This window comes from Streptomyces sp. NPDC051214 (assembly GCF_040682375.1).
Lineage (GTDB): Bacteria > Actinomycetota > Actinomycetes > Streptomycetales > Streptomycetaceae > Streptomyces.
In genome coordinates, this window is the sequence record NZ_JBFBAT010000009.1 from 415,456 (window position 1) to 441,346 (window position 25,891).

At 70.9% G+C, this 25,891-nt stretch carries 28 protein-coding genes and 1 other RNA gene; 19 read left to right on the forward strand and 10 right to left on the reverse strand.

The features are described 5' to 3' along the window. Window positions 1–44 precede the first annotated feature (44 nt). The 7 genes from AB0M70_RS25585 to AB0M70_RS25615 all read left to right on the forward strand — a co-directional run bounded on the left by AB0M70_RS25585 (window position 45) and on the right by AB0M70_RS25615 (window position 7,637). Entirely contained in the window at window positions 45–1,058 is a 1,014-nt protein-coding gene (locus tag AB0M70_RS25585) for an ABC transporter substrate-binding protein (protein WP_365823104.1), read from the forward strand. 5 nt (window positions 1,059–1,063) lie between these two features. Then, window positions 1,064–2,155 carry an iron ABC transporter permease gene (locus AB0M70_RS25590; RefSeq protein ID WP_365823201.1) on the forward strand — a complete coding sequence of 364 codons (1,092 nt, stop codon included), beginning with the start codon at window positions 1,064–1,066 and terminating at the stop codon, window positions 2,153–2,155. Beyond that, window positions 2,152–2,997: a heme ABC transporter ATP-binding protein gene (locus AB0M70_RS25595; RefSeq protein WP_365823106.1), complete on the forward strand. Its 846-nt coding sequence runs from the start codon at window positions 2,152–2,154 to the stop codon at window positions 2,995–2,997. Before AB0M70_RS25590 ends, AB0M70_RS25595 begins: the two co-directional genes overlap by 4 nt. Before the next feature lie 296 nt (window positions 2,998–3,293). Then, on the forward strand, window positions 3,294–4,457 hold the full coding sequence (gene efeO, locus AB0M70_RS25600) for an iron uptake system protein EfeO (RefSeq protein WP_365823108.1): 1,164 nt from the start codon (window positions 3,294–3,296) through the stop codon (window positions 4,455–4,457). 19 nt (window positions 4,458–4,476) lie between these two features. Continuing rightward, on the forward strand, window positions 4,477–5,775 hold the full coding sequence (efeB, locus tag AB0M70_RS25605; RefSeq protein ID WP_365823110.1) for an iron uptake transporter deferrochelatase/peroxidase subunit: 1,299 nt from the start codon (window positions 4,477–4,479) through the stop codon (window positions 5,773–5,775). A 22-nt stretch (window positions 5,776–5,797) separates the two neighbouring features. Then, window positions 5,798–6,796 carry an iron uptake transporter permease EfeU gene (gene efeU, locus AB0M70_RS25610; protein ID WP_365823112.1) on the forward strand — a complete coding sequence of 333 codons (999 nt, stop codon included), beginning with the start codon at window positions 5,798–5,800 and terminating at the stop codon, window positions 6,794–6,796. Beyond that, a complete protein-coding gene (locus AB0M70_RS25615) occupies window positions 6,699–7,637 on the forward strand; it encodes a hypothetical protein (RefSeq protein ID WP_365823203.1) in 939 nt (312 codons plus the stop codon). Before efeU ends, AB0M70_RS25615 begins: the two co-directional genes overlap by 98 nt. A 35-nt stretch (window positions 7,638–7,672) precedes the next feature. On the opposite strand, the gene AB0M70_RS25620 is transcribed toward AB0M70_RS25615, so the two are convergent. Further along, on the reverse strand, window positions 7,673–8,416 hold the full coding sequence (locus tag AB0M70_RS25620; RefSeq protein ID WP_365823114.1) for a bifunctional DNA primase/polymerase: 744 nt from the start codon (window positions 8,414–8,416) through the stop codon (window positions 7,673–7,675). 276 nt (window positions 8,417–8,692) lie between these two features. Then, window positions 8,693–9,325 (reverse strand): TetR/AcrR family transcriptional regulator, encoded by a 633-nt coding sequence (locus AB0M70_RS25625; protein ID WP_365823116.1) that lies wholly within the window; start codon window positions 9,323–9,325, stop codon window positions 8,693–8,695. Window positions 9,326–9,467: 142 nt separating this feature from the next. Here AB0M70_RS25625 and AB0M70_RS25630 point away from each other — a divergent pair, with 142 nt between their 5' ends. Both AB0M70_RS25630 and ddaH read left to right on the forward strand, forming a co-directional pair. After that, window positions 9,468–9,650, forward strand: a complete 183-nt coding sequence (locus AB0M70_RS25630; RefSeq protein ID WP_365823118.1) for a DUF6243 family protein — start codon at window positions 9,468–9,470, stop codon at window positions 9,648–9,650. Window positions 9,651–9,766: 116 nt separating this feature from the next. Next, on the forward strand, window positions 9,767–10,591 hold the full coding sequence (ddaH, locus tag AB0M70_RS25635) for a dimethylargininase (RefSeq protein WP_365823120.1): 825 nt from the start codon (window positions 9,767–9,769) through the stop codon (window positions 10,589–10,591). Here the strand turns inward: ddaH and AB0M70_RS25640 are convergent. The 3 genes from AB0M70_RS25640 to AB0M70_RS25650 form a co-directional block, all read right to left on the reverse strand. Beyond that, window positions 10,588–11,595, reverse strand: a complete 1,008-nt coding sequence (locus tag AB0M70_RS25640) for a small ribosomal subunit Rsm22 family protein (RefSeq protein WP_365823122.1) — start codon at window positions 11,593–11,595, stop codon at window positions 10,588–10,590. The genes ddaH and AB0M70_RS25640 overlap by 4 nt on opposite strands. Before the next feature lie 160 nt (window positions 11,596–11,755). Then, window positions 11,756–12,820, reverse strand: coding sequence for a serine hydrolase domain-containing protein (locus AB0M70_RS25645; protein WP_365823124.1), 1,065 nt, complete (start codon window positions 12,818–12,820; stop codon window positions 11,756–11,758). A gap of 59 nt (window positions 12,821–12,879) precedes the next feature. Continuing rightward, the gene (locus AB0M70_RS25650) at window positions 12,880–14,202 is read right to left on the reverse strand and encodes a Bcr/CflA family multidrug efflux MFS transporter (RefSeq protein ID WP_365823126.1); all 1,323 of its coding nucleotides are present in this window, start codon (window positions 14,200–14,202) and stop codon (window positions 12,880–12,882) included. Window positions 14,203–14,394: 192 nt separating this feature from the next. Between AB0M70_RS25650 and AB0M70_RS25655 the strand changes: the two genes are divergently transcribed. Then, complete coding sequence (locus tag AB0M70_RS25655; protein ID WP_365823128.1) at window positions 14,395–15,396, forward strand: Gfo/Idh/MocA family oxidoreductase; 1,002 nt, start codon at window positions 14,395–14,397, stop codon at window positions 15,394–15,396. Between the two features lie 15 nt (window positions 15,397–15,411). On the opposite strand, the gene AB0M70_RS25660 is transcribed toward AB0M70_RS25655, so the two are convergent. Continuing rightward, window positions 15,412–17,046 (reverse strand): alkaline phosphatase D family protein, encoded by a 1,635-nt coding sequence (locus AB0M70_RS25660; protein WP_365823130.1) that lies wholly within the window; start codon window positions 17,044–17,046, stop codon window positions 15,412–15,414. Between the two features lie 133 nt (window positions 17,047–17,179). On the opposite strand from AB0M70_RS25660, the gene AB0M70_RS25665 reads away from it, so the two are divergent. Both AB0M70_RS25665 and AB0M70_RS25670 read left to right on the forward strand, forming a co-directional pair. After that, window positions 17,180–18,031 (forward strand): SDR family oxidoreductase, encoded by an 852-nt coding sequence (locus tag AB0M70_RS25665; RefSeq protein ID WP_365823132.1) that lies wholly within the window; start codon window positions 17,180–17,182, stop codon window positions 18,029–18,031. A gap of 168 nt (window positions 18,032–18,199) precedes the next feature. Next, the gene (locus tag AB0M70_RS25670; RefSeq protein WP_365823134.1) at window positions 18,200–18,670 is read left to right on the forward strand and encodes a lamin tail domain-containing protein; all 471 of its coding nucleotides are present in this window, start codon (window positions 18,200–18,202) and stop codon (window positions 18,668–18,670) included. A 165-nt stretch (window positions 18,671–18,835) separates the two neighbouring features. On the opposite strand, the gene AB0M70_RS25675 is transcribed toward AB0M70_RS25670, so the two are convergent. After that, entirely contained in the window at window positions 18,836–19,159 is a 324-nt protein-coding gene (locus AB0M70_RS25675) for a nuclear transport factor 2 family protein (RefSeq protein WP_365823136.1), read from the reverse strand. A gap of 170 nt (window positions 19,160–19,329) precedes the next feature. On the opposite strand from AB0M70_RS25675, the gene AB0M70_RS25680 reads away from it, so the two are divergent. Genes AB0M70_RS25680 through AB0M70_RS25690 form a run of 3 tightly spaced genes read left to right on the forward strand, consistent with a single transcriptional unit; the run spans window position 19,330 to window position 21,229 of the window. Further along, window positions 19,330–19,875: a DoxX family protein gene (locus AB0M70_RS25680; protein ID WP_365823138.1), complete on the forward strand. Its 546-nt coding sequence runs from the start codon at window positions 19,330–19,332 to the stop codon at window positions 19,873–19,875. A gap of 36 nt (window positions 19,876–19,911) precedes the next feature. Further along, a complete protein-coding gene (locus tag AB0M70_RS25685; RefSeq protein ID WP_365823140.1) occupies window positions 19,912–20,439 on the forward strand; it encodes an AAA family ATPase in 528 nt (175 codons plus the stop codon). 19 nt (window positions 20,440–20,458) lie between these two features. Beyond that, window positions 20,459–21,229 (forward strand): methyltransferase, encoded by a 771-nt coding sequence (locus AB0M70_RS25690; RefSeq protein ID WP_365823142.1) that lies wholly within the window; start codon window positions 20,459–20,461, stop codon window positions 21,227–21,229. Window positions 21,230–21,267: 38 nt separating this feature from the next. Here AB0M70_RS25690 and AB0M70_RS25695 read toward each other — a convergent pair whose 3' ends face one another. Further along, window positions 21,268–22,209 (reverse strand): aminoglycoside phosphotransferase family protein, encoded by a 942-nt coding sequence (locus AB0M70_RS25695; protein WP_365823144.1) that lies wholly within the window; start codon window positions 22,207–22,209, stop codon window positions 21,268–21,270. A 163-nt stretch (window positions 22,210–22,372) separates the two neighbouring features. On the opposite strand from AB0M70_RS25695, the gene AB0M70_RS25700 reads away from it, so the two are divergent. Continuing rightward, on the forward strand, window positions 22,373–23,107 hold the full coding sequence (locus AB0M70_RS25700; protein WP_365823146.1) for a DUF883 C-terminal domain-containing protein: 735 nt from the start codon (window positions 22,373–22,375) through the stop codon (window positions 23,105–23,107). 25 nt (window positions 23,108–23,132) lie between these two features. Here AB0M70_RS25700 and AB0M70_RS25705 read toward each other — a convergent pair whose 3' ends face one another. Further along, on the reverse strand, window positions 23,133–23,537 hold the full coding sequence (locus AB0M70_RS25705; protein WP_365823205.1) for a hypothetical protein: 405 nt from the start codon (window positions 23,535–23,537) through the stop codon (window positions 23,133–23,135). Window positions 23,538–23,831: 294 nt separating this feature from the next. Here AB0M70_RS25705 and AB0M70_RS25710 point away from each other — a divergent pair, with 294 nt between their 5' ends. The 3 genes from AB0M70_RS25710 to AB0M70_RS25720 all read left to right on the forward strand — a co-directional run bounded on the left by AB0M70_RS25710 (window position 23,832) and on the right by AB0M70_RS25720 (window position 25,374). Continuing rightward, window positions 23,832–24,773 (forward strand): glutaminase, encoded by a 942-nt coding sequence (locus tag AB0M70_RS25710; RefSeq protein ID WP_365823148.1) that lies wholly within the window; start codon window positions 23,832–23,834, stop codon window positions 24,771–24,773. Window positions 24,774–24,847: 74 nt separating this feature from the next. Then, window positions 24,848–25,120: a type II toxin-antitoxin system prevent-host-death family antitoxin gene (locus tag AB0M70_RS25715; RefSeq protein WP_365823150.1), complete on the forward strand. Its 273-nt coding sequence runs from the start codon at window positions 24,848–24,850 to the stop codon at window positions 25,118–25,120. Then, on the forward strand, window positions 25,117–25,374 hold the full coding sequence (locus AB0M70_RS25720) for a Txe/YoeB family addiction module toxin (protein ID WP_365823153.1): 258 nt from the start codon (window positions 25,117–25,119) through the stop codon (window positions 25,372–25,374). The genes AB0M70_RS25715 and AB0M70_RS25720 overlap by 4 nt, the downstream gene beginning before the upstream one ends. Before the next feature lie 69 nt (window positions 25,375–25,443). Here AB0M70_RS25720 and rnpB read toward each other — a convergent pair. After that, an RNA gene (rnpB, locus tag AB0M70_RS25725) (RNase P RNA component class A) lies at window positions 25,444–25,863 on the reverse strand. Between the last annotated feature and the right edge of the window lie 28 nt (window positions 25,864–25,891).

The window sequence follows — 25,891 nt, forward strand, 5'->3', positions numbered from 1 at the left end:
GCCAGCCCCTCAACAGCACGACAGGACGGTGGACTTCGGTGCGTATGCCGCGCTCACTCCGTATCGCCGGCGCGTGGACCGCCGTTCTCGCCCTGGCCCTCACGGGCTGCGGGTCGTCCTCGGACGGCGGTGGAGAGACGTCCCCGAAGGCGAAGGCGGCCGCCTCCGCGCCCGACCGGGTCGAGCCGCTGAAGTCCCGTCACGCCCCCGTGCTTCCCGCCACCGTCACGTCGGCCGACGGCAAGAAGGTCACCGTCGAGGACACGAGCCGCATCGTGCCGCTCACCGGCAGCCTGAACGAGATCGTCTTCACGCTCGGGCTCGGCGAGAACGTCGTGGCGCGCGACATCACCGCGACCTTCGAGCAGGCCGAGAAGCTGCCGGTGGTGACACGCGCGCACGACGTCTCGGCGGAGAGCGTCCTGTCCCTGAAGCCGACGGTCGTCCTCGCGGACACCCTGACGGGGCCCGCGGAGGCCATCGGCCAGATCCGGGACGCGGGCATCCCGCTGGTCGTGTTCGATCCGGCCAAGGGCCTCGACGACGTGGGCCCCCGGATCGACGCGGTGGCCAAGGCGCTCGGGGTCGAGAAGTCGGGCGACGAACTCAGGTCCCGTACGCAGGACCGCATCGCGAAGGTGCGCGCGTCCATCCCGGCGTCCGCCCGCACCGAGAAGCCCCGCGTCGCCTTCCTCTACCTGCGCGGCTCCGCCTCCGTCTATCTGCTCGGCGGCCGCGAGTCCGGCGCGAGTTCACTCCTGGAGGCTGCGGGCGCGGTCGACGCGGGCAAGGCTTCGGGGCTGAAGAAGGACTTCACGGCGATCACCAGCGAGGCGCTCGCCAAGGCGGCGCCGGACGCGATCCTGGTCATGTCCAAGGGGCTCGCATCGGTCGACGGCGTGGACGGGCTGCTCAAGGTTCCGGGCGTCGCCGAGACCCCGGCCGGACTCGACCGGCGCATCGTCTCGATCGACGACGGGGTGCTCCTGAACTACGGGCCGCGCACGGACCAGGTCCTGAAGTCCCTGGTGGAGCAGTTGTACGGGGGCAAGAAGTGACCGTCCTGACCAAGGCGACGGACACGGGACCGCCCGGGACGGAAGAGCCGACGCCTCCCCGGAGCCGGCGGCGCGGGACGGCGGCCGCCCTGACCGCCGGGCTCGCGGCCACCCTCGTCCTGCTCTGTCTCCTCTCCGCGGGCATCGGCGCGTACGACATCCCCCTCGGGGACGTCATCGGCTCCATTCAGCACCGGATCGGTCTCGGCGGGAGCACGCTCGACCGGGTCGGCGAGAGCGTCCTGTGGAACGTGCGGCTGCCGCGCGTGGCGCTCGCGCTGCTCGTCGGGGCGTCGCTCGGGTGCGCGGGCGCGCTCATGCAGGGCGTGTTCGGCAATCCGCTGGCCGAGCCCGGCGTCATCGGGATCTCGGCGGGCGCGGCCGTCGGCGCGGTGGCGTCGATCGCGCTCGGCCTCAGCTTCTTCGGCAACTGGACCGTGACGGTCTGCGCGTTCGTCACCGGCCTCGCCACCGTCCTTCTCGTGTACGTCCTTTCGCGCGACGGCGGGCGCACGGAGGTCGTCACGCTCATCCTCACGGGGATCGCCGCGAACGCGTTCGCGGGCGCGTTGATCGGGCTCTGCGTCTTCTTCGCGGACAACGCGCAGGTCACCCAGATCACGTTCTGGCAGCTCGGCTCGCTCGCGCAGGCGACTTGGCCGAAGGTGCTCGCCGTGCTGCCGTGCGCGCTTGCGGGCCTTGCCGTGGCGCCGCTGTACGCACGGAAGCTGGACCTGCTGGCGCTCGGCGAACGGCCCGCCCGGCACCTCGGGGTCGACGTCGAGCGGCTGCGGCTCGTCCTTGTCCTGGTGGTGGCGCTGCTGACCGCGGCCGCCGTGGCCGTCGCCGGGATCATCACGTTCGTCGGTCTCCTCGTCCCGCATCTGCTGCGGATGGCGGCGGGGCCCGGCCACCGCTTCCTGCTGCCGGGCAGTGCGCTGGGCGGGGCGGTCGTCCTGGTCGGCGCTGATCTCGCGGCGCGGACCGTGGCGGCTCCGGCGGAACTGCCGCTCGGCGTGCTGACCGCGTTCGTCGGGAGTCCGTTCTTCTTCTGGCTGCTGCGCAGGACCCGTCGCAAGCAAGGGGGTTGGGCATGATCACGCGGATCGCCGAGCGGCTCTTCTCGTCCGGCCGCGGGCTCGCGCTTCCGGATCCCTTCGCTCCCGGCGACCCGCTCGCCGAGGCGTCGGGGCTCGTCGTGCGGCTCGGGGGGCGTGCGGTGCTGGCGGGGGTGTCCCTCTCCGCCCGCGCGGGCGAGGTGCTCGCCCTGGTCGGGCCGAACGGGGCGGGCAAGTCGACGCTGCTGGCCGCGCTGGCCGCGGACCTTCCGGCCGACGAGGGGGTCGTCCGTGTCTGCGGGCGGCCCACCGGGGAGTGGCCGGCGCGGGAACTCGCCCTGCGCCGTGCGGTGCTGCCGCAGGCGGCCGCGCTCTCCTTCCCCTTCGTGGTCGAGGACGTCGTACGGATGGGGCGCTCGCCCTGGGCGGGTACGGCGCGTGAGGACGAGGACGACCGTGTCGTGCGGGAGGCGATGGGCGCGACGGAGGTCGGCGAGTTCGCCGCACGTCCCTTCTCCGCGCTGAGCGGCGGTGAGCAGGCGCGGGTCGCGCTGGCCCGGGTCCTCGCCCAGCGGACCCCGCTCCTCCTCCTGGACGAGCCCACCGCCGCGCTCGATCTGCGCCACCAGGAGCTGGTGCTCCGTATCTGCCGGGAGCGGGCTGCCGCGGGGGACGCGGTGGTGGTGGTCCTGCATGATCTGGGGCTTGCGGCGGCGTACGCGGATCGGGTGGCGGTGTTGCGGGGCGGGGCCCTCGCTGCGGAGGGGGCTCCGGGTGCCGTCTTCACTGGCTCGCTCCTGAGCGAGGTCTACCGCCAGCCGGTGGAGGTCTTCCCGCACCCACGGACGGGGGCTCCGCTGGTGGCGCCGGTGCGGGGATAGGGCGAACCCTGCGGGGCCTTCCCCAATCCCACCCCTTCCCGAACCTGGGGCTCCGCCCCAGACCCCGCTCCTCAAACGCCGGAGGGGCTGAATATCCCTTCCCCTTGACCCGCACTTTGCCACCCCATGAACCCCCCATCACCCCACCGTGACGCCCCCGTGAGCAGGGCTGAACGGTGAGAGGTGAATCACGGAACAGCTGGGTATCGACCAGGTAAGGCTCAGTTAAGTTAGGTCCGCCTCACCGGCATGTCGGAGTCGTCCGCGTCCCGTCCGTGAACCGCCTTGGAGCCCCCATGCACCCCGCCCGCCTCCCCGTCGCCACCGCCATCGCCGCAGTGGCAGCACTCACCGCCGTCACGGGCTGCACCGAGAAGAGCGACGCCAAGGGCGGCGGCAACACCGTCGAGGTGACCGCCACCGACGACAAGTGCGAGGTCTCCAAGACCAAGCTCAGCTCCGGGCACGTCGAGCTCGCCATCGAGAACAAGGGCTCCAAGGTCACCGAGGTCTACCTCCTCTTCCCCGACGACCGCATCGTCAGCGAGCGCGAGAACATCGGCCCCGGCACGAAGCAGAAGCTCACCGCCGAGGTGAAGTCCGGTTCGTACCAGATCGCCTGCAAGCCCGGCATGAAGGGCGACGGCATCCGCCAGAAGGTCACCGTCAGCGGCGGCAAGGCCGTCAAGCGCGACCCGCGCCTGGACAAGGCCGTCGCCGACTACCGCGCCTACGCGCAGGAGCAGGCCGACGCGACGCTGCCCAGGACGAAGCTCTTCACCGACGCCGTCCGCGAGGGCGACATCGAGGCCGCCAAGAAGGCGTACTCCAACTCCCGCATCGGCTGGGAGCGCACCGAGCCGGTCGCCGAGTCCTTCGGTGACATCGACCCGAAGGTCGACCTCCGCGAGGACGGCCTGGAGGACGGCCAGGACCTGGAGAAGGACTGGACGGGCTGGCACCGTCTGGAGCGGGCCCTGTGGAAGGACAAGAAGCTCGGTGAGCGCGAGAAGGAGCTCGCCACCCAGCTGGACAAGGACCTCAAGGACTGGCAGAACCGCGTCGGCAAGGCGGAGATCACCCCGACCTCCATGGCCAACGGCGCCAAGGAACTCCTCGACGAGGTCGCCACCGGCAAGGTCACCGGCGAGGAGGAGCGCTACTCGCACACCGACCTCGTCGACTTCAAGGCGAACGTCGAGGGCGCGGAGAAGGCGTACGGGCTGCTCAAGGCCGTCGCCTCCGAGAACGACCCGGCGCTGACCAAGGAGCTCGACAAGCAGTTCGCGGCGCTGGACAAGCTGCTCGGCGAGTACCGCGAGGGCGGCGGCAAGGACTCGTACACGTTCACGTCGTACGACAAGCTCGACAAGGCGGACACCAAGGAGCTGTCGGACGGCGTCAACGCGCTCGCGGAGCCGCTGTCGAAGCTGGCCGCCGCCGTCGTGAGCAGCAAGTAACGGCAAGGGGGCCGGGACCATGGCTGAGATCACGCACGACACCGGGACCGACGACGGGGCCGACACCGCGCCCGACGACGAGAACGCCGCCAACTCCGGCTCCCCTTCCCGGCGTTCGCTCCTTGGCTGGGGTGGTGCCGGGCTCGCGCTCGGCGCCGCCGTCACCGGAGGCGCGGTGGCGGTGACCCGGTCCGGGGACGAGGCCGTGCCGGCCGCGTCGGCGGGCGGCGCGGTCGCCTTCCTCGGCAAGCACCAGGCGGGCATCGCGACCCCCGTCCAGGACCGGCTGCACTTCGCCGCCTTCGACGTGAAGACGGACGACCGCGAGCAGTTCGTACAGCTCCTCAAGGACTGGACGAAGGCCGCCGCGCGGATGACCGCGGGGCACGAGGTCGGTGAGGGCGCCTTCGGCGGTCTCACCGAGGCGCCGCCGGACGACACCGGCGAGGCGCTTGGCCTCAAGCCGTCCCGGCTGACGCTGACCATCGGCTTCGGGCCGAGTCTCTTCACGAAGTTCGGGCTCGCGGACCGGCGCCCCGAGGCGCTCGTCGACCTCCCGAAGTTCCCCGGCGACAACCTCGACAAGTCCCGCGGCGGCGGCGACCTGTGCGTGCAGGCCTGCGCGGACGACCCGCAGGTCGCCGTGCACGCCATCCGCAACCTCGCCCGCATCGGCTTCGGCAAGGTCGCGGTGCGCTGGTCGCAGCTCGGCTTCGGCAAGACGTCCTCCACGACTCCGGGCGCGCAGACGCCCCGTAACCTCTTCGGGTTCAAGGACGGCACCCGCAACATCTCGGGCGAGGACGGCTCCGCGCTCGCCGAGCACGTGTGGGTCGGCGAGAAGGACGGGCCCGCCTGGATGACCGGCGGCTCGTATCTCGTCGCACGCCGCATCCGCATGAACGTCGAGACCTGGGACCGGACTCCGCTCGGCGAGCAGGAGGACATCTTCGGGCGCGACAAGGGCGAGGGCGCCCCGGTCGGCAAGGCCAAGGAGCACGACGAGCCGTTCCTGAAGGCGATGAAACCGGACTCGCACGTACGGCTCGCGCACCCGGACACCAACGACGGTGCGACGATCCTGCGCCGCGGCTACTCCTTCACGGACGGCACCGACGGTCTCGGCCGCCTGGACGCGGGCCTTTTCTTCCTCGCGTACCAGCGGGACGTGCGCACCGGCTTCATCCCGGTGCAGCGCAGTCTGGCGCGCGCCGACGTTCTCAACGAGTACATCCAGCACGTGGGTTCAGCGGTCTTCGCGATCCCGCCGGGCGTCCGGAACAAGGACGACTGGTGGGGCCGGGCACTGTTCGGCTGAGGCCTAAGGGGATCTGACAGACATGTTCGGCAACTACCTGATCGGCCTGCGCGAAGGTCTCGAGGCCAGCCTGGTCGTCTGCATCCTCATCGCCTATCTGGTGAAGACGGAGCGGCGCGACGCCCTCAGGCCCATCTGGATCGGCATCGGGGTCGCGTGCGGCCTCGCGCTCGGTTTCGGCTGCGCGCTCACCTTCGGTTCGCAGGAGCTGACGTTCAAGGCGCAGGAGGCGCTGGGCGGTTCGCTGTCCATCGTCGCCGTCGCCCTGGTGACGTGGATGGTCTTCTGGATGCGGCGTACGGCACGCCACCTCAAGGCGGAGCTGCACGGCAGGCTGGACGCGGCCCTGCAGATGGGCACGGGCGCCCTGGTCGCCACCGCGTTCCTCGCCGTGGGCCGGGAGGGCCTGGAGACCGCGCTGTTCGTGTGGGCCTCGGTGCGCGCGTCGAACGACGGGACGCCCGGTCCGCTGATCGGCGTGCTCCTCGGCCTGCTGACGGCGATCGCCCTCGGCTGGCTGTTCTACAAGGGCACGGTCCGCATCAACCTGGCGAAGTTCTTCACCTGGACCGGCGCGATGCTGGTGGTCGTGGCGGCGGGCGTGCTCGCGTACGGCGTCCATGACCTGCAGGAGGCGGAGTTCCTCGGCGGGCTGCAGAACAAGGCGTTCGACATCAGCGCGACGATCCCGCCTGACAGCTGGTACGGCACGCTCCTGAAGGGCGTCTTCAACTTCCAGCCCGACCCGACGGTTGTCCAGGTCACGGTGTGGCTGCTGTACCTGATCCCGACGCTCGCGTTCTTCTTCGCCCCGGTAGGGTTCGGGCCCGGGAAGGGGAAGGTGAACGCAACGCATGAGCAGGCTTCCAAGGCAGCGCACTCCGATGCGGGACGGCCGGTCGCGACGGCAGGTCCGGTTCGCGATGGTGGCGTCGACGGTGACCGTACTGACGGTGACGGCGAGCGGCTGCGTGACGGTGCACGGGGAGCGGGAAGTCGTCCCGTCGGCGACGAAGGCTGAGGCCGACCGCGCGCTGAAGGACTTCCTCACCGCGTACAACAAGGCCGAGAAGGCGTACGACCCGGCCCTGGACGCGGCCCGGGTCACGGGCCCGCTGAGCGCCATCAACCAGGCGGGCCTGAAGTCGAAGGGCGCGCGGAATCCTGGCGGCAACCCCAACCAGGTGCCCCTGGAGTTGACGGACGCGAAGTTCTCCATCCCCAAGAAGGCCGGCTGGCCCCGCTGGTTCGTAGCCGACACGAAGTCCAACCGCAGGGGTGACCTGCGCTGGCTGCTGGTCTTCACCAAGGGCAGCAAGGACCAGCTGTGGGAGGCGTCCTACCTGAATCTGGTGTCGCCCTCCAAGATGCCCGAGCTGAAGAAGGACAAGGACGGCTGGGCGGAGCCGGTGGAGGCCGGCTCCTCCGCGCTCGCGGTGGCGCCGAAGAACCTCGGCAAGGAGTACACGTCGTATCTGAAGTCGGGTGGCGACACGTTCGCGCCGGGCGACCACACGTCGACGTGGAAGGCGTTCCGCGACAAGAACACCAAGCGGCGCGGGATCGCGGTGCAGTACATCGACGAGCCGCAGAACGACGGGACGTTCGCGCCGGTGGGTCTGCGGACCCAGGACGGCGGGGCGATGGTCTTCTTCTCGACGCACCACTACGAGAGGCAGACCGCCGCGAAGGGTGTGAACCTCACCGTCGAGCCCGAGGTGAAGCCCCTCATGAAGGGCGAGGTCAAGCAGTCGGTGACGCTGGAACGCGTCTCCAACCAGGTCGTCCTGGACCCGGCGGGGACGGGCAAGGTGACGTTCCTCAGCCGCATCCAGGGACTGACGGGCGCGAAGGGCGAGTAGCCGGGGGCGGATGCCCGGGGGCCGGTGCGCGGGCGTCAGCCCCTCATCGGCCAGGCGGCGACGTCGTGCTGGGGCTCGCCCGCCACACGGGCGCATTCGTCGGTGAGCGTCTCGAGGAGCGTCAGCGGGTCCGGGAGCGCGTGCTCGGGGCCACGGATCCAGTGGACCGCCAGGTCACCGGGGAGCCGTGCGGGCGGCACGAGGACGTACGAACCGCGGCAGTGCCAGCGCAGGCCCGGGTGTTCGTTGGTCGTCTCGGGGTGGCAGTCCAGCTCGCAGGGCCACCACTCGTCCTCGTCCTCGGGGGTGCCGCGGGTGAGCGTGAAGAAGAGCATCCGCCCCTCGTCCATGGTGCCCTCGGACTCGGCGACGGGGCCAACCTCGATGCCGTCGGCGAGGAGCCTGGCGAGGGCCTCGCGTCCGGCGGCCAGCGGCACGTCGAGGACGTCGTGGACCATGCCGGTCGCGGTGATGAAGTTGGCCTGCGGCTGATGCCTCGCCCAGCGCTCGATCTGCCCGCGGTCGGTGGTGGACTGCGTCTGCCAGGCGAAGGAGATGGGGTGCCTGGCGGGGGTGGGACAGCCGATGCGGTCACAGGAACATCGGTACGCGGAGGGGTGCGCGGCGGGTGAGAGCGGCAGACCCGCTGCCGCGGCGGCGACCAGCAGGGCCTCGCGGCTCGCCTCGTCGCCTGCCGTGTCCTCCGGTCGGGGACGCCGGCGAAGCCACTGGGAAATCCTGCTCTGTCCGCCGGACCGGCGGCCGAACTCCGCGCCCATCTATCCCCTCACCTCACATGTGTGCCGAGAAGCATCTCCCATGGTCGCACCATCCTGCTCCTCGGGGGGCCAGAGCCCACATCCGGGGTAGCTGGGGTGATGCACGGCGCAGGGTGACATCGCGCGTCATTGCGTACTAACCGGTGATTTACCCCCCTACCGTGTTCGCCATGGTCACCAGGACTGTGCTCACGGGACTCTCGGGGCTCATGAGCCTCACCACCGTGAGCGTGGCCGGCCTGCGACGGAAGTGGCCGGTCAACTCCCCGTGAGCTGTCAGCGGGGCGCGATCCCGTAGAGGGCGTACTCGACGAGCTTGTCGGCGTACTCGTGCGTGAGTGGTCCTGTGCGCTGCAGCCAGCGCTGGGCGAGCGGGCCCGTCCACAGCTCCAGGGCGACGCGGGGGTCCACGTCGGGCGCGACCTGGCCGGCCTCCTGGGCGAGCTCGATGCGCCGCACGTACATCTGAAGTCCTGGCTCCAGGAGCTTCTCGACGTACTCGGCGCCGAGCTCCGAGTTGAGCATGCCCTCGGCGGCGAGCGCGCGCCAAGGGGCGTCGTACTTGGGGTTCTTGAACTCGTCGACGGTGGCCCGCATGACGAGCTTGAGGTCCGCCTCCAGGTCCCCGGTGTCCGGGATCTCGGTCGGGGCCAGGTCCCGCCCCGCGTTGTCGCTCGCCTCCTGGTGGGCCTGTTCGCCGAGGTCCAGGAAGGCGTCCAGCAGGACGGCGCCCTTCGACGGCCACCAGCGGTAGATCGTCTGCTTGCCCACGCCCGCGCGGGCGGCGATCGCCTCGATCGTGAGCTTGCCGTACCCGACCTCGGAGACCAGGTCGAGGGCGGCGTCATAGATCGCGCGGCGCGAGCGTTCGCTGCGGCGCTTGGAGTCAGGGGCGGATTTCGTGGCCATGCCGTCGAATGTAGCAGCGAACGAGCCGAGACGTACCGTCTCGTAAACGCTTGACAAGACGAATCGTCTCGTTCAAAGTAAGGACATCGAAGCGAGACGGACCGTCTCGCCAGAGTCCGATTGCCGATCCGGAGGTACAGACATGACGCGAGGCGGAGCAGGAAACATGCTGGGTGTGGGCGGTACGCGCACCAACCTCTCCCGCAAGGCGCTGCGCGGCGGTGGCCGTGGCGGCCAGGTCGGCGGCGGGCTCAGCCCGCAGGCGCAGAAGCGTGAGTTGCTGCGCAAACTGCGGGAAGGCCGCACGGCGGACGACCGGTCATGACCATTCGATGAACCACCCGTTCAGATCACTGCGCGAGGGCTCCTCAGACCGCACCATGGGCAGCAACTGCCCCACTATGGGCAGTAACTGACCCAGCGGTACGTGAGGAGCCCTCGTTGAGTCGTTTTCCTCGTCGCGCCACACCCCGGCGCTATCTGATGTGCTCACCGGCACACTTCAAGGTCACGTACTCCATCAACCCCTGGATGGACCCTTCGAAACCGGTCGACGTCCCCCTGGCCATCGCCCAATGGGAGGACCTGCGCGACCGCTACCGCTCGCTCGGCCACACCGTCGAGGAGCTCACCCCGCGTCCCGGCCTGCCCGACATGGTCTTCGCCGCGAACGGCGCGACCGTCATCGAGGGCCGCGTGCTCGGCGCGCGGTTCGCCCACCCGGAGCGCGGCCCCGAGGCCGTCGCCCACCTGGAGTGGTTCCGGCAGCACGGCTTCACTGACCTCCACGAACCGACCCACATCAACGAGGGCGAGGGCGACTTCGCCGTCACCTCCTCGTACGTCCTCGCGGGGCGCGGCTTCCGGGCGAGCCCCCTGTCCCACGGGGAGGCGCAGGAGTTCTTCGGCCGCCCGGTCCTCGGGCTCGATCTCGTCGACCCCCGCTACTACCACCTCGACACGGCACTCGCGGTGCTCGACGACGCGGCGGACGACGTCATGTACTACCCGCCCGCGTTCTCGGCGGGCAGCCAGGCAGTGCTGCGGCGCCTCTTCCCCGACGCGCTGATCGCCGATGAGCCGGACGCGGTGGCCCTCGGGCTCAACGCGGTCTCGGACGGCCTGCACGTGCTGATCCCGCAGGCCGCGGCCGGTCTCTTCGCACCCCTGCGGGAACGTGGCTACGAACCCGTCGCGATGGATCTGAGCGAGCTGCTCAAGGGCGGCGGCAGCGTGAAGTGCTGCACGCAGGAGCTGCGGGGCTAGCTCTCCTGGTGGGGCGGCCAGGGGTCGCCCCACACCGCGTCGCGGGCCGCGCGGTACAGCGGTCCGTGGCGCTTGGTCACCGTCTCGCGGTGCAGGGTCTCGTCCGCCGCGCACAGGTCGAGCAGGACCTGGCCCTTGCGGATCTGCGGCCTGCGGACGACGCGCTCGGGTGCGGGCTCGGCATCGAACCGCACGGCGGCCACATAACTGAACTTCTCGTCCTCGTACGCCAACGATCCGCCCTTGACCTTCCGGTGCAGGGAGGAGCGGCTGACGCGGGCGGAGAAGTGGCACCAGTCGTCGCCGGGCACGATCGGGCAGGCGGCGCTGTGCGGGCAGGGCGCGGCCACGCGGAAGCCGGCCTCGATGAGGCGGTCCCTGGCCTCGATGACGCGTGCGTAGCCGTCGGGGGTGCCGGGCTCGACGATGACGACGGCCTGCTGAGCGGCGTCCGCGGCGGCGTCGACGAGGGAGCGCCGATCGTCTTCGGTCAGCTCCTTCAGCACGTACGACACGGTGACGAGATCGGTGCTCTCGATGCTGAGCGCCGATCCGATACGAGAGCGCTGCCACTGGGCGGACTTCAACCGCGGGTTGGCGGCGGCCAGTTCACGCCCCAGGGCGAGGGCGGGCTCGGCCCAGTCGAGAACCGTGACGGGCCGCTCGCCGTCCCAGGTCGCGCTCACCGCCCAGGTGGCCGCACCGGTCCCGCCGCCGACGTCCACATGACTGCCGGGCGCCCACCCGGCGGGCGCCGCGTCCGCAAGGGCCCCGAGCGCGGAACGCACCGCCTCGAAGGTCGCGGGCATGCGGTACGCGGCATAGGCGGCGACATCCGCCCGGTCCCGCAGAATCGGCGCATCGGTAGGGGTGACCCCCCGGTAATTGGCGATCAACCGCTCAACGGCCTGCGCGGCCTGCTTGGGCGGCAACCCATCAAGAAGCCCACCGAGAGCACTACGCAGGACATCGGCAGACCCAGCCGAAAAAATCGGGACGTTCACCAGACAATTCTAGGCGCCTCGCCAGACCCATCCAGCAGGCGGCTCCGCCGCGGGCCCCGTCAGGGGCGCGGGGAACTGCGCGACAAGCCCCCACCGGGCCGCAGGTGATGTCCCGCCGAGCCGAGGAAAGCCAAGCCAAGCCGGCCCAGCGAGCCGCAGGCTACCTCGCCGCGTGGGCCAGCCGCGTGGCCGCCCGAGCCCGGGGCCCACTGTCGGCGACCCCCCGCCACGGGTGGACCGTGTTCGCCAGGAGAATCAGGAACGTGTCCGTGGCCGGGTCGAGGACCAGCGACGTCCCGGTGAACCCCGTATGCCCCGCCGCCCCCCGCCCCGCCAGCTCCCCCATGAACCACGCCTGGTCGAGCCCGAAGCCAAGACCCGGCGGCGTCAGCATCAGCTCCACGAAGTCGGGGCCGAGGATCCGCGCCGTACCGTAAGAGCCCCCGCACAGCAGCGCACGGCAGAAGACCGCGAGGTCACGCGCGGTGGAGAAGAGCCCGGCGTGGCCCGCGACACCACCCAGCGCCCAGGCGTTCTCGTCGTGCACCTCCCCCCGCAGCATCCCCCGGTCAGCCTTCGCCCAGGGCCTGCGCTGATCCTCGGTGGCGGCGGCGTCGGGACGGGGCCCGAAGCCGGTGGCCGCCATGCCGAGGGGCCGGGTGATCCCCTCCCGGACGAGGACGTCGAGCGGGCGCCGCGTGATGCGCTCCAGGACGTGCTGGAGGAGCAGCATGTTCAGGTCGGAGTAGAGGTGATCCCCCGGCGGACTCGACGGAGCCTCACCCCGCAGCGCGGCGAGACGCGCGGCGCCGTCCGGCAGGTCGTACAGCGGGAGTTCGGGCCGCAGACCAGAGGTGTGGGTGAGCAGCTGCCGCACCGTGATGCCGTGCTCGGCGGCGGCCGTGAATTCAGGGACGTACGCGGACACCAGCGCGTCGATGCCGAGCGTGCCACGCTCCAGCTGCTGCATCGCCGCGACGGTCGTGAACAGCTTGGTCAGCGAGGCCAGGTCGAAGGGCGTGCCCGTGCGGGTCAGCACCTGCTCCGCGGGCGGCAGTTCGACGCCCGCGTCCTTCTCCGGGTCGTACGCGGCATAACGCACCGCACGGCCCACCGCCTCATGAACGGCGACCACCGGCCCACGCCCGGCGAGCACGACGGCACCGGAGCACCAGGGCCGCTCGCCGCGCGTCAGCGCACGCACCTCGCGCACGAGGTGGGCCATCTCGTCCGTGTCGAGCCCCGCGCGATCCGGCGTCCCGGCGCGCAGCAGGCGTGGCGCGGTCAGTGGTCCGTCCCCTCCTGAGTCGGTCTCGCCGAGAACGCGTGCGCGTTCGCGTGCGCATGCGCATGCGCGTGCGAGTTCTGCCAGGGTCGGCACAGTCCCAAGAAGCAGCCGATGGCCGCAAGGCCGCAGACGAGCTGGACCACGGCCATCGGCACGGCCGTGGCCTCGCCCGCGATGCCGACCAGCGGCGACGCGATCGCGCCGACGAGGAACGAGGACGTGCCGAGCAGCGCCGACGCCGAGCCCGCGGCATGCGGGGTGCGCATCAGGGCGAGGGCGTTCGTGTTGGGCATCGCGAGGCCCATCGCCGACATCAGGACGAAGAGCCCGGCGGCGACGGGGAACAGACCGACGTCACCGAAGACTCCCGACGTCATCAGGAGCAGCGCGCCGGCGGCGAGGACGATGACGCCCAGACCGATGGAGAGCACCTTGTCGAGGCTGACCCGGCCGACGAGGATCTTGCCGTTGATCTGGCCGACGGCGATCAGGCCGACGGAGTTCACGCCGAAGAGCAGGCTGAAGGTCTGCGGGGACGCCCCGTAGATCTCCTGGATGACGAACGGCGACGCGGAGATGTACGCGAACAGCGCGGCGAACGCGAACCCGCCCGCGATCATGTACCCGGTGAAGACGCGGTCGGCGAGGAGCGACCTCATGGTGCGCAGCGCCTCGACGGTCCCGCCGCTGTGCCGGTCCCGGGGGGCGAGCGTCTCGGGCAGGCCACGCCAGACCACCACGGTCAGGGCGATGCCGACGACCGTGAGCACGGCGAAGATGCCGTGCCAGTCGGTGAAGCGCAGGACCTGGCCGCCGATGAGGGGCGCGACGACCGGGGCGACCCCGGAGATCAGCATGAGGGTGGAGAAGAAGCGGGCCATCTCCACGCCGTCGTAGAGATCACGGACGACGGCACGGGCGATCACGATGCCGGCGGCGCCCGCGAGGCCCTGCAACAGGCGGAAGGCGACGAGGAGTTCGACGGTGGGCGCGAACGCGCAGATCGCCGTGGCCAGGATGTAGACGAGGAGCCCGACGAGCAGCGGCCTGCGCCGCCCCCACTTGTCGCTCATCGGCCCGACGACGAGCTGCCCGAGCGCCATGCCGGTGAGGCAGGCGGTGAGGGTGAGCTGCGCGGTCGCGGCGGACGTGTGCAGCGAGCGGGTGACCTCCGGGAGCGCCGGGAGGTACATGTCCATGGAGAGCGGCGGTACCGCGGTGAGGCCGCCGAGCACGAGGGTGACGAGAAGGCCGGTGCGGCGCTGGGCGGTGAGGCCGACGGTGTCGGGTGCCGGGCCCTTCTCCGCCGTCCTTTCCACCGTCGTTGACTGCCGTATGAGGGGGCCTTGCGACCCGCTCGTGGTGCGGCTGCCGTGCTCCGGCATGCGGATTCCCTCCCGATTAGGCGTGCGATTACCTATGCTCTCAGCTCAGCTGTGCTGGTTGAGACCATTTCCGTGCTACTGCGCGGTACTCCGCGGCACTCCGGCTGTACGAACAGGGGCCCAGCAGTGGAAGACAACCGTGAGCCCGTGCGTTGGGGCATCCTCGCGACGGGCGGGATCGCCGCATCGTTCACGGCGAACCTCCTCGACATGCCGGACGCCGAGGTCGTCGCGGTCGCCTCGCGGACCGACGCGTCGGCGAAGGCGTTCGCCGAGCGCTTCGGCATACCGCGCGCGTACGGCGAGTGGGGCGCGCTCGCCGAGGACAAGGACGTCGACGTCGTGTACGTGGCGACGCCGCACGCCTCGCACCGGGCGGCGGCGGGCCTCTGTCTGGAGTCCGGCCGTTCGGTGCTCTGCGAGAAGGCGTTCACGCTGAACGCGCGCGAGGCGGCGGAGCTGGTGACGCTCGCCCGGCAGCGCGGCCTCTTCCTGATGGAGGCCATGTGGATGTACTGCCATCCGCTGATCCGGCGGATGAAGGCGCTGGTCGACGACGGGGCGATCGGCGAGGTGCGGACCGTGCAGGCCGACTTCGGCCTCGCGGGTCCCTTCCCGCCCGCGCACCGGCTCCGTGACCCGGCGCAGGGCGGCGGCTCGCTGCTCGATCTCGGGGTGTACCCGGTGTCGTTCGCGCAGCTGCTGCTCGGGGAGCCCTCGGGGGTGAGTGCGAGAGCGACGCTCTCGGACGAGGGCGTCGATCTCCAGACGGGCATGCTGCTCTCGTACGAGAGCGGTGCTCACGCTCTGTTGCACTGCTCCATCAACGCGGGCACCCCCGTCACCGCGTCCGTCACCGGTTCGCGGGGCCGCATCGACATCCCGAACGGCTTCTTCTTCCCGGAGAGCTTCGTGCTGCACCGCGACGGCCGTGACCCGGAGGAGTTCGCCGCCTCCCCCGAGTACGGCCCCCGCGACAGCCTCAAGCACGAGGCCGCCGAGGTCATGCACCGCTTGCGCGCGGGCGACACCGAGTCGCCTCTCGTCCCGCTGGACGGCACCCTCGCGGTGATGCGGACCCTGGACACGGTGCGGGAGCGGATCGGGGTGCGCTACCCGGGCGAGTGAGCGCACCCCCGCAGGTCATACGGGCTTCAGGCCCGGGTTCCCCGCCTCCGTCACGAAGGAGGCCGCCGTCGTGACGGGCGCTCCCGGCGTGGTCACCGCCGACACCGTCTTGAAGTCGGCGCGCGCGGATTTTTGGCCGAGGTCCACGGTCACGTAGCCGCGCCGCCCGTTGTAGAACTTCATGTGCGGGTTGGCCTTGGTGTAGGTGTCCCAGGTGGCGGGCTTGTCGGCGCCGTCCCTGCCGCTCGCGACGGACGTGGCGACGATCTCCGTGCCGACCGTCTTGGACGCCTGGTCGTCGAAGTCCGCCTTGATGTCGTAGGCGTACCCGACGTGCACGTCGCCCGTGAGCACCATCAGGTTCTCGATCCCGGCCGACGCCGCGCCCGCGAGGACACGGTCGCGGGAGGCCGGGTAGCCGTCCCAGGCGTCCATGCTGAGCTTCGCCACCGCGTTGAGGTCCAGCTTGCGCTGCGAGAAGTTGACCTGTTGCGGCATGACGTTCCACACGGCCTTCGAGCTGCGCCAGCCGTCGATGAGCCAGCGCTCCTGGGTGGCCCCGGTGATGCTGCGCTTCGGGTCGGTCGACTCGGGGCCCGGGATGTCCGCGCCGTCGCCGTAGGCCTGGTTGGAGCGGTACTGCCGGGTGTCCAGGATGTCGAACTGCGCGAGCAGGCCCCACTGCAGCCGGCGGTAGAGCTGCAGGTCGGGGCCGACGGGCTGCTGGGGGCTGCGCAGCGGCAGGTTCTCCCAGTACGCGCGGTAGGCGGCGGCGCGGCGCACCAGGAACTCGGCGGGCGGGCTGCCGTTCTCGTCGAGGTCGTCCGCGTAGTTGTTCTCGGTCTCGTGGTCGTCCCAGGTGACGACGAAGGGGTGGGCCGCGTGCGAGGCCCGCAGGTCCGGGTCGGTCTTGTAGAGGGCGTACCGCAGGCGGTAGTCCTCCAGGGTCTGCGTCTCGCGGTTGAAGACGGCGGGCAGCACGCGGTCGGTGTAGTTGCGGTGGCCGCCGGCCGAGTTCACCGCGTACTCGTAGAGGTAGTCGCCGAGGTGGAAGACGACGTCGACGTCGTCCTTCGCCAGGTGTTTGTGGGCGGTGAAATAGCCGTCGTGGTACGCCTGGCAGGACACCGCGGCGAACTTCAGGGAGCTCACCGTGCTGCCGGCCGCGGGCGCGGTGCGGGTCCGGCCGGTCTCGCTGATCCACTTCCCCGTCTTGAACCGGAAGTAGTAGGTCCGCCCCGCGTCCAGGAATCCCACCTCGACGTGCAGCGTGTGGTTGAACTCGGGATGGGTGATCTCGAAGCCTCGTCTGGCGACCCGCTGGAAACCGGCGTCGTGGGCAAGCTCCCACTCGACGACGACGCGCTGGTTCGGCAGCCCGCCGCCCGGTTCGTACGGGGACGGGGCGAGGCGGGTCCAGAGAAGGACCGAGTCGGGCTGCGGGTCGCCGGACGCGACGCCGAGGGTGAACGGATCGTCGGCGATCTTCCGCGCGTCCATCTCGGCGGCGCCGGCGGCGCCCGCTGTCGGCAGATTGGTGGCGAACGCGAGCGCGGCCGCGGCGCCGGTGACGGTCAGGAAGCGCCGGCGGCCCAGGTGGCGCGCGGCGGCTCGAAGCTCGGCTGTGTCCTGCTGGCCTTTGGGTGTCATGTGGCCCTCCCCTGACGATTGGTGTCCTGGGCATGCAAGTGGCGGGGGAAGACGCGCGACTGTCGCGTACACAACACCCAAATGGCGGGCGGATGATGACCCTATAGACACACCTCCCGTACGCTGCGGGGCCATGAACGCTGAGCCAACTGAGCACCCGACCGGACGACCGAAGACCGCCGTGGTGACCGGCGCGGGTTCCGGGATCGGCCGGGCCGTGGCGGTGGAACTGCTGAGGGCCGGATGGTCCGTGGCGCTCGCGGGGCGCCGCAAGGAGACGCTCGAGGAGACGGCGGCGATCGCCGCGGGGGTGTCGGAGGGCGCCGCGGTGCGGCCCGTCCCGCACGCCGAGGGGTCCGCCGAGCCGAACGCCCCGGCCGCGACCGACGCCCTGTGCGTGCGCACCGACGTCTCACGGCCCGAGGACGTGGCCGCGCTGTTCGCCGCCGTGCGCGACCGCTTCGGCCGGCTCGACCTCCTCTTCAACAACGCCGGCACGTTCGGCCCCGGCGGCGTGTCCGTCGACGAACTGGAGTACGACGCGTGGCGGCACGTCGTCGACACGAACCTCAACGGCGCGTTCCTGTGCGCGCAGGCGGCCTTCCGGCAGATGAAGGAGCAGGACCCGCAGGGCGGCCGGATCATCAACAACGGCTCGATCTCCGCGCACGTGCCGCGTCCGCGTTCCATCGCGTACACGGCGACGAAGCACGCGCTGACCGGCCTGACGAAGTCCCTCTCCCTGGACGGCCGCCCCCACCGGATCGCCTGCGGCCAGATCGACATCGGCAACGCGGCGACGGACATGACCGAGCGGATGCAGGCCGGGATCCTCCAGGCCAACGGAGAGCTGGCGCCCGAGCCGGTGATGGACGTGTCGGACGTGGCCCGGACGGTGCGTCACATGGCGGAACTGCCGCTGGAGGCGAACGTCCAGTTCGCCACGGTGCTCGCGACGAACATGCCCTTCATCGGGCGGGGTTAGGTCCCTGGCGCCGACGGCCCCGCCGGCCCCTCGTGGCCGACCGTGACCCCTCGTTCACGGTCGGCCCACATCTTCACAAACGGAATGGGAAATACCGCGTCAATTACGCGCATCAACCCCCGTATGCTCAGCGTGCCCTCCACGAGAACTGCACACTCGGAGCACACCTTGCGCATACGTTCCGCGGCCCCGGCCGTCCTCGCCGCGGCCGCACTCGCGGCCCCTCTGCTCGCCGCGTCCCCGGCGGCGGCGGCCGCCGCCGCACACCAGGGCGGACTGCACCTCGGCTACATCCAGTTCGACAGCCCGGGCCGGGACTCCCGTTCCAACTCCTCGCTGAACGCGGAGTGGGTGAACATCCACAACAACTCCGGCTCGGCGATCCAGCTCAAGGGCTACAAGCTGAAGGACAACACGGGCTACACGTACACCTTCGGCAGCTACAAGATCGGGGCGGGCAAGACGGTCAAGGTCCGCACCGGCAAGGGCACCAACGCGTCCGGCGTCCGCTACTGGGGCCGCGGCTCGTACGTCTGGAACAACACCAGCGACAAGGCCCGCCTCATCAAGCCGAGCGGTTCGCTCAAGGACTCCTGCTCCTGGACGAACAGCAACCCCGGCTACAAGAACTGCCACTGACGGCACATCTGTCACCTCTGCTGCGTCTACAGCATCTGCTGCATCAGCCACAGTGAAGGGGGAGGGGGGCAGGGCAGCCGCTCCGTGACGGCCGGCGGGGACCCGCGCAGTGCCGCGGGAAGGGCCGGGGCCACGGAACGGTTGCCCTGCGGCATGCCGGTCGCTTCAGGCCTGCCCCGTCTCGAAGCGCGAGACCTTTCCGCCGTCGACGGTGAACCCCCACTTCGTCCGCATCTCGCCCCACGTGTCGTTGCGGTACGTGACGACCAGCGTGTGCCCGCCGTCCGACTCGCTCTCCACGTCCATGTGGCCGTTGGAGGAGAAGATCTCGCGGTCCGCCCAGTCGGCGACGTTCCGGTCGGAGCCGTCGTCGGACATGGTCACGTCCGGCGTGAGGACGGCCCGGAAGGCGGCCTCGTCGTGGGCGTTCACTGCGGTGACGAAGGCCCGGACCGTCGGGTCGGCGAGCCGCTCTGCCTCGATGCTCATGCGCTCACCGTCACATCGCCCGCCCCGCCCCGCCACCGCACGGAGTCACCCGTACGGCCGCCCGAGCGGGGTGCGCGGCGGAGCTCTGACGGACGGTGGAGTGACGAGCACCCGGCACCCGTCCGGCAGCCACCGGCACCCACCCGGCCCCCACCCCAGGAGACAGCGCCATGACCCGTTCCTGCTTCGACCGACGTGACCTGGGCCTTCTGCTGCTCCGCGTCGGAACCGGCGGTGTCCTCGCCGCTCACGGCGCCCAGAAGCTCTTCGGCTGGTTCGGCGGCCACGGCATCGAGGGCACCGGCGCCTTCATGGAGTCCATCGGCTTCGCGCCCGGCAAGGCGAACGCCGTCGTCGCCGGGCTCGCCGAGGCAGGCGGCGGCACGCTGCTCGCACTGGGCCTCGCGACCCCCGCCGCCGGTTCCGCGGCGGCCGGCGCGATGACCGGGGCGACCGCGGTGCACGCCCCCAACGGCTTCTTCAGCCAGGCGGGCGGCTACGAGTACCCGGCGTTCCTCGGCATGGTCGCCGCCACCCTCGCCGTCACGGGCCCCGGCGCCTACTCCCTCGACGACGCGCTCGGCCACTCCTTCAACCGCAACTGGATGGTGCCGGCGGCCCTGGCGGGAACGGCACTCGGCGTACTCGTCTCGGTGGGCTCACGGGCGAAGAACGTACGGGAGCAGGAGAGCGCGTCGGGGCCGGACGAGGTCTGACGGCGGCTTCACGGCGTACGTGGTTGCCTGACCCCCATGATTGTGTGGGTCAACGGAAGCTACGGGGCGGGCAAGACCACCACGTCCGAGCGGCTGGTCGGTCTGCTCCCGGGCGCCCGGCTCTTCGACGCCGAAGAGGTCGGCTACATGCTGCACCACGTGCTCGGCCCTCTCCAGGAGGAGGCCGACTTCCAGCACTGGCCGCCGTGGCGGGCCCTGGTCGTGGAGACCGCGCGCCACCTGCTCGCGTACAAGGGCGGGACGTTGGTCGTCCCGCAGACGGTGCTCGTGGAGGAGTACTGGACGGAGCTGCGCGAGGGGCTCGGCCAACTCGGCGTTCCCGTACACCACTTCGTGCTGCACGCCGACTCCGAGACGCTGGTGCGGCGCATCGAGTCCGACCTCCCGGCGATCATCCCCTGGCGCCTCGACCACGTCGTCCCCTACCAGGAGGCGCTGCCGTGGCTGCGGCGCGCGGGCGAGGTGATCGACACGACCGGTGTGCCACCGGACGAGGTCGCACGGCACATCGCTGCGAAAGTCGCTGGTCGGGAGGGGAGCTGACCGGATAGCGTCCTCGCCCATGACCGACACCACCCTCCAGAACGTGCCGCCCCGCCTGACCGGCCTGACCTTCCACGGCCCGCTCTCCGAGGCGCGAGCCGCTCGCCTCGTCGAGCGTGTCGCGCCGGGCACCGGCTCCGTCCTCGATCTCGGCTGTGGCTGGGGCGAGTTGCTGCTCCGCGTCCTCGAGGCCGCCCCGGACGCCACCGGGGTGGGCATCGACCTGTCGGCCGAGGACCTGGCCAGGGGCCGTGCCGCCGCCAAGGAGCGCGGTCTGGCCGAACGCGTCTCCTTCGTCGAGGAGTCCGCGACGGACACCACCCGCGGCCCCGCCGACCTGGTGCTGTGCCTGGGGTCGAGCCACGCGCTCAGCTCCGCCGAACCGCCCGCCCACACCGAGGCCGCCCTGCGCGCCCTGCGCCGCCTGGTCACTCCGGGCGGCCGCGTCGTGCTCGGCGAGGGCTTCTGGCAGCGCACGCCCACCGCCGACGAACTCGCCGGGATGTGGCCCGGCGCCCACACCGGCGAACACCTCTTCCTGGGCGACCTCGTGGACGCGGCGATCGCCGCGGGCTTCCGCCCCCTGTGGGTGGAGACGGCGAGCGCGGAGGAGTGGGAGGACTTCGAGTCCGGCTACCGCACGGACGTGGAGGAATGGCTGGCCAGGAACCCCGGCCACCCCCTGGCCGCCGAGACCGGCGAGAAGGCCGACCGCCAGCGCTCCACCTGGCTGCGGGGCTACCGCCAGGTGCTCGGCCTCGCGTATCTGACCCTGATGCCGGTGGGCTGAGGGTCCTGGGCCGGGGGGCTGAGGGGGGGCGTCAGGGCTCAGCCGCTTCCGGCGTCGAACCACGTCCGGGCCAGCGCGTCGAGCGTCGGCTCCGGCGGGGCGGGCAGTTCCCGCAGGTACCAGGGCAGGTTGCTGTAGACGTGGAGCAAGGTGTGGGCGAGGAGTTCGCGCGGCTCGAAGGTGTGGCCGTAGGCCCCCATGAAGCGGCCGAGGAGCCCCGGCTCCGCGCGCGTGACGAAGAGGCCGACGCCCACGAAGTCGTACGCCCTGTCCCCGATCATGGCGGGTTCGAAGTCGAAGAGCCCGGTGAGGCGGGGCCGCCCCTCCCCGCCGACGGACCCGACCAGCAGGTGCTGCCGCATGAACTCGGTGTGCAGCAGAACGCGCGGCGCGTCGGCCCGCGGCGGCACCGCGTCCAGGAAGCCGGGGATCTGCTCCAGCCAGCTCTCCGGCAGCCCGCGCTCCCGCTGCCGCGCGACGGCCCCGGCACGCTGCTTGCGGAGGAAGGCTCCCCAGTCGCCGGGCCCGAGCACATCGGCGAGCGGCCCGGGGTCCAGGGCGTGCAGCGCGGCGAGCGCCTCACCGGCCTCGGTGACCAGACGCTCCCGGTCGGCGCGCGGAATGCGCGGCCAGGCCTCGGCGAGGTCTTCGCCGGGCAGCCGGGACATCAGCACGTACCGCCAGCCGTTCTCGTACGTCCCCGCCGCGTGCACCCGCGGTGTCGGGACGGGCAGCCGGCCCTCAAGATGGCTCAACACCCGCTCCTCGACGAGGCCGTCGTGGGCGACGGCGCCGGGGAAGAGCTTCAGGACGAGGTCGTCCCCGACGGCGTAGACGGGTTGTGTCCCCTCCGTGAACCGGTGGAGGGGCGCTGAGGCGAGGCCGAGCCTGCGGCAGAGGTCCTCGACGCCGGGCCGCATGACGGCCTCGTCGGGGACGACGACGTCCCATTGCTCGTCGGTGTCCACGGTGGGCAGCATGATCGGCACGGTAGGAGGGGGCGCCCGGCCACGGCAACGCATTTGTGGACGGCCCGGTCCGCGGCGCGCACCCTCCCCCACCCCCACAACACCGACCGAAGTCTGTCGCTCACCTACTTTCGGCCGCTCCCCCGTGGGTGCCTGCCCGCCTAACGTCGGGGACATGACCAGCGAAGAGAGCTACGGCCCCGTCCCGCTCCACAAGGACCGGACGACGGTCCTCGGTTACCCGCGCGCCGACCTGCTGACCGTACTCATCGGCATGCCGATCCTCGGCCTCTTGCTCGGCATCGCCCTGCCGCCTCTGGCCCGCTGGCTGAGTGACCTGCCGGTGCTGCCCTGGCGGGACGGCATCACGTTCGTCGGCTCGCTGGACAGGCCGTGGCAGACGGCGATCGCGGCGGGCCTCGGCCTGGTCGCCGGGCTGCTCATCGCCGCGACGGACTTCGACGAGACCCTCAAGCTGACGCTGACCGACCGGGAGTTGACGGCCGACCTGCACGAGAAGAAGCGGACCATCGAACGCGCCCGCGTCTCGGCGGTGTTCCTGGACGGCAAGGAACTGGTGGTCCTCGATGAGTCATCGCGCGAGTTCACGCGCGGCGTCCACAAGACGGCAGCCGCGCCCCTGTCCAAGGCCCTCCGCTCGCACGGCTACCCCTGGCACGACACCGACCCGCACGCGGCCCTGTTCCACCGCTGGATCCCCGGGGCTCCCGGTCTGCCCGCCGAGGCGCACGCGGTCCTCGCCGCCCGGAAGGTCGCGCTGAAGAGCAAGGCCGAGGAGGACGTCCGGGACCTCGCCGAGACGATGCAGGGTCTGGGGTACGTCGTACGGGACGAGGGCAAGGACCAGTACTGGCGCCCGCTGGCGGGGGAAGCCGACGGGCACCAGTAGACAGCTGTCGGTAGGTAACCGGCCGTCAGAAGACGAACGGCCCGGGTGCCTGCGCGGAGGTGGCGTTGCAGGTCACGGTGATGCCGAGGACCACGACCTGCAGCGACTTGCCCTCCAGGCTGTCGCCGGTGGCGACGGTCCCGTCGAGCGGTCCGGTGGACACCTCGCCGCCCGCGGGGATGGCCGGGTTGGAGCTGCCGGTGAAGGTGGTGCTGTCCGTTCCGTTCTTGGTGAGCGTGAGCGTCGAGGCGACGGAACCGGCGGCGATGTCGATGGGGGCGCTGATCGCGGACGTGGAGACGCTGATGGTCGCGGCGGTCCCGTCCTGGGTGGCCTTGAGCGTCGCGGAACCCGAGCCCCAGGTCCCGCAGTCGAAGGAGATGGTGGCGGTGTCAGGGGTGACCGCGGTGGCGGCGGGCGCCATCACCATGGCACCCACGGCGACCAGCCCGACGCCCAACGCCGACCCGGTACCGATCCTGCGGAGCCTGTCGGCGCCGAATCTGCGCTGCGGCCTGCCTGTTGCGCGAATGTCCTGCCTCATGGGGGCCTGCCTTCAAGTGGGGGGAATGCGGGGGGGATTCAGGTGAACTGACGACCAGTCAGCGCCCTGAGTCGCATTGAGGCACGGCTTACTGGAGGTAACAAGAGCCGCTCCCACACTTGTTGACATGCTACGGCCAAATCCGGCCGCTACCCGCGATGTCGGTCGTCCGGGTGCAAAATGGCGATCATGACCCCGCCCCGGACACCCCCGACCTACCAGCCGGTCCTGGACCGCATCGCGGCCGAGATCGAGAAGACGCCGGGGCGCGGCAAGCCCGCCGACTACATCCCGGCGCTCGCCGCCTGTGACCCGCGCCGGTTCGGCATGGCCGTCGCGGAGCCGGACGGCACGGTGTACGGGGTGGGCGACTGGCGGCAGCCGTTCTCCGCGCAGTCCATCACCAAGGTCTTCACCCTGGCGCTCGACCTGGCCCGCGAGGGCGACGCCCTCTGGGACCACGTGGGCCGCGAGCCCTCCGGCAACCCCTTCAACTCGCTCGTGCAGCTGGAGTACGAGAACGGCATCCCGCGCAATCCCTTCATCAACGCGGGCGCACTCGTCGTCACCGACCGCCTGCAGACCCAGACGGGCGACGCGGCGGTCGCCCTCCTCGACTTCCTGCGGGCGGAGAGCGGCAATCCCGGGCTCGCCATCAACGAGAGCGTCGCCGCCTCCGAGTCGGCGCACGGCGACCGCAACGCCGCGCTGGGCCACTTCATGGCGTCGTACGGAAACATCGCCAATCCGGTGCCGGTGCTCCTGAACCAGTACTTCCGCCAGTGCTCCGTCGAGGCGTCCTGCGCGGACCTGGCCCTCGCCACCGGCTTCTTGGCCCGCCACGGCATCCGCGCCGACGGCACCCGCCTGCTCAGCCGCAGCCAGGCCAAGCAGGTCAACGCGATCATGCTGACGTGCGGGACGTACGACGCCGCGGGCGACTTCGCCTACCGCGTGGGGCTGCCCGGCAAGAGCGGCGTGGGCGGCGGCATCATCGCCGTCGTCCCCGGTCACTGCACGCTCTGCGTCTGGAGCCCGGGTCTGGACGAGCGGGGCAACTCGGTGTCGGGAGTGGTGGCGCTGGACCGCTTCACGACGCTGACGGGCTTGTCGGTGTTCTGAGACACTCGTACCAGAAATCGGTACCATCGTGGTACCGTTTTTCCGTACCACCAGGAAGGAAAGAGGTCCAGTAAATGGCGATGAGCGCCAGCGAGGCCCGCAAGGACCTCTTCCCGCTGATCAAGCGCGTCAACGATGACCACACCCCTGTGCGCATCAGCTCCAAGAACGGCGACGCGGTGCTGATGTCCTCCGAGGACTACGACTCCTGGCAGGAGACCGTCTACCTGCTGCGCTCCCCCGCCAACGCGCAGAGCCTCATGGAAGCCGTGGCGCGGGACAGGGCCGGCGATGCCGCGGTCACCAAGACCATGGATGAGCTCGAAGAGCTGGCGGGTGACGGGTGAGGAGCGTGCACTTCGACCCGGCCGGATGGGAGGACTTCCTGTTCTGGCTCGGCTCGGACCGCGCCAGGGCCCGGAGGATCACACGGCTGATCGCGGAGATCCAGCGCACTCCCTTCACCGGCATCGGCAAGCCGGAGCCCCTGAAGGGCGACCTGTCCGGCTACTGGTCACGCCGGATCGACGACGAGCACCGTCTCGTCTACCGGGTGGACGTAAAGGAAGTCAAGATCCTCAAGGCCCGCTACCACTACTGAGGCCACGGGCACACACGTGCATCCCGGCGGGGCGGATGGCGACCTCGATCCAGGTCAGGGCTGTAGCGGCAGACGAGTCGGGCTGTACGCCGGGTTCTGTCGCCCGGTCGCCTCGCGGCGGCCGGGGAGACGGCCATCCATCTAGGGTCCGCATTGCTGCGGACCTCGTGCGGTCTACCCGCGGACTCGGGCGGGCAGCCCTCGATCATCCGCGCAGAACCGCCGCCTTTCGCAAAGCGGCGCTTCCTCTTGACCTTGCTCCAGGTGGGGTTTACCTAGCCGCCTGAGTCACCTCAGGCGCTGGTGGTCTCTTACACCACCGTTTCACCCTTACCGGAGACCGAAGCCTCCGGCGGTCTGTTTTCTGTGGCACTGTCCCGCGGGTCACCCCGGGTGGCCGTTAGCCACCACCTTGCCCTGTGGAGCCCGGACGTTCCTCGGGAAGACCCCCTGGTGAGGGAACCTCCACGCGGCCGTCCGCCCGGCTCGTCTGCCGTGCCGACCATGCTACCCGGCG

Coding starts and splice junctions, on each gene's coding strand:
- AB0M70_RS25715 (WP_365823150.1), top strand. CDS start 24,848: ATGGCGATGAGCGCCAGCGAGGCCCGCAAGGACCTCTTCCCGCTGATC.
- AB0M70_RS25695 (WP_365823144.1), bottom strand. CDS start 22,209: ATGCTGCCCACCGTGGACACCGACGAGCAATGGGACGTCGTCGTCCCC.
- AB0M70_RS25645 (WP_365823124.1), bottom strand. CDS start 12,820: ATGGCCCACCTCGTGCGCGAGGTGCGTGCGCTGACGCGCGGCGAGCGG.
- AB0M70_RS25685 (WP_365823140.1), top strand. CDS start 19,912: ATGATTGTGTGGGTCAACGGAAGCTACGGGGCGGGCAAGACCACCACG.
- AB0M70_RS25585 (WP_365823104.1), top strand. CDS start 45: ATGCCGCGCTCACTCCGTATCGCCGGCGCGTGGACCGCCGTTCTCGCC.
- AB0M70_RS25615 (WP_365823203.1), top strand. CDS start 6,699: ATGGTGGCGTCGACGGTGACCGTACTGACGGTGACGGCGAGCGGCTGC.
- AB0M70_RS25705 (WP_365823205.1), bottom strand. CDS start 23,537: ATGGTGATGGCGCCCGCCGCCACCGCGGTCACCCCTGACACCGCCACC.
- AB0M70_RS25690 (WP_365823142.1), top strand. CDS start 20,459: ATGACCGACACCACCCTCCAGAACGTGCCGCCCCGCCTGACCGGCCTG.
- AB0M70_RS25665 (WP_365823132.1), top strand. CDS start 17,180: ATGAACGCTGAGCCAACTGAGCACCCGACCGGACGACCGAAGACCGCC.
- AB0M70_RS25680 (WP_365823138.1), top strand. CDS start 19,330: ATGACCCGTTCCTGCTTCGACCGACGTGACCTGGGCCTTCTGCTGCTC.
- efeU (WP_365823112.1), top strand. CDS start 5,798: ATGTTCGGCAACTACCTGATCGGCCTGCGCGAAGGTCTCGAGGCCAGC.
- AB0M70_RS25675 (WP_365823136.1), bottom strand. CDS start 19,159: ATGAGCATCGAGGCAGAGCGGCTCGCCGACCCGACGGTCCGGGCCTTC.
- AB0M70_RS25595 (WP_365823106.1), top strand. CDS start 2,152: ATGATCACGCGGATCGCCGAGCGGCTCTTCTCGTCCGGCCGCGGGCTC.
- AB0M70_RS25660 (WP_365823130.1), bottom strand. CDS start 17,046: ATGACACCCAAAGGCCAGCAGGACACAGCCGAGCTTCGAGCCGCCGCG.
- AB0M70_RS25710 (WP_365823148.1), top strand. CDS start 23,832: ATGGCGATCATGACCCCGCCCCGGACACCCCCGACCTACCAGCCGGTC.
- efeO (WP_365823108.1), top strand. CDS start 3,294: ATGCACCCCGCCCGCCTCCCCGTCGCCACCGCCATCGCCGCAGTGGCA.
- efeB (WP_365823110.1), top strand. CDS start 4,477: ATGGCTGAGATCACGCACGACACCGGGACCGACGACGGGGCCGACACC.
- AB0M70_RS25630 (WP_365823118.1), top strand. CDS start 9,468: ATGACGCGAGGCGGAGCAGGAAACATGCTGGGTGTGGGCGGTACGCGC.
- AB0M70_RS25620 (WP_365823114.1), bottom strand. CDS start 8,416: ATGGGCGCGGAGTTCGGCCGCCGGTCCGGCGGACAGAGCAGGATTTCC.
- AB0M70_RS25625 (WP_365823116.1), bottom strand. CDS start 9,325: ATGGCCACGAAATCCGCCCCTGACTCCAAGCGCCGCAGCGAACGCTCG.
- AB0M70_RS25700 (WP_365823146.1), top strand. CDS start 22,373: ATGACCAGCGAAGAGAGCTACGGCCCCGTCCCGCTCCACAAGGACCGG.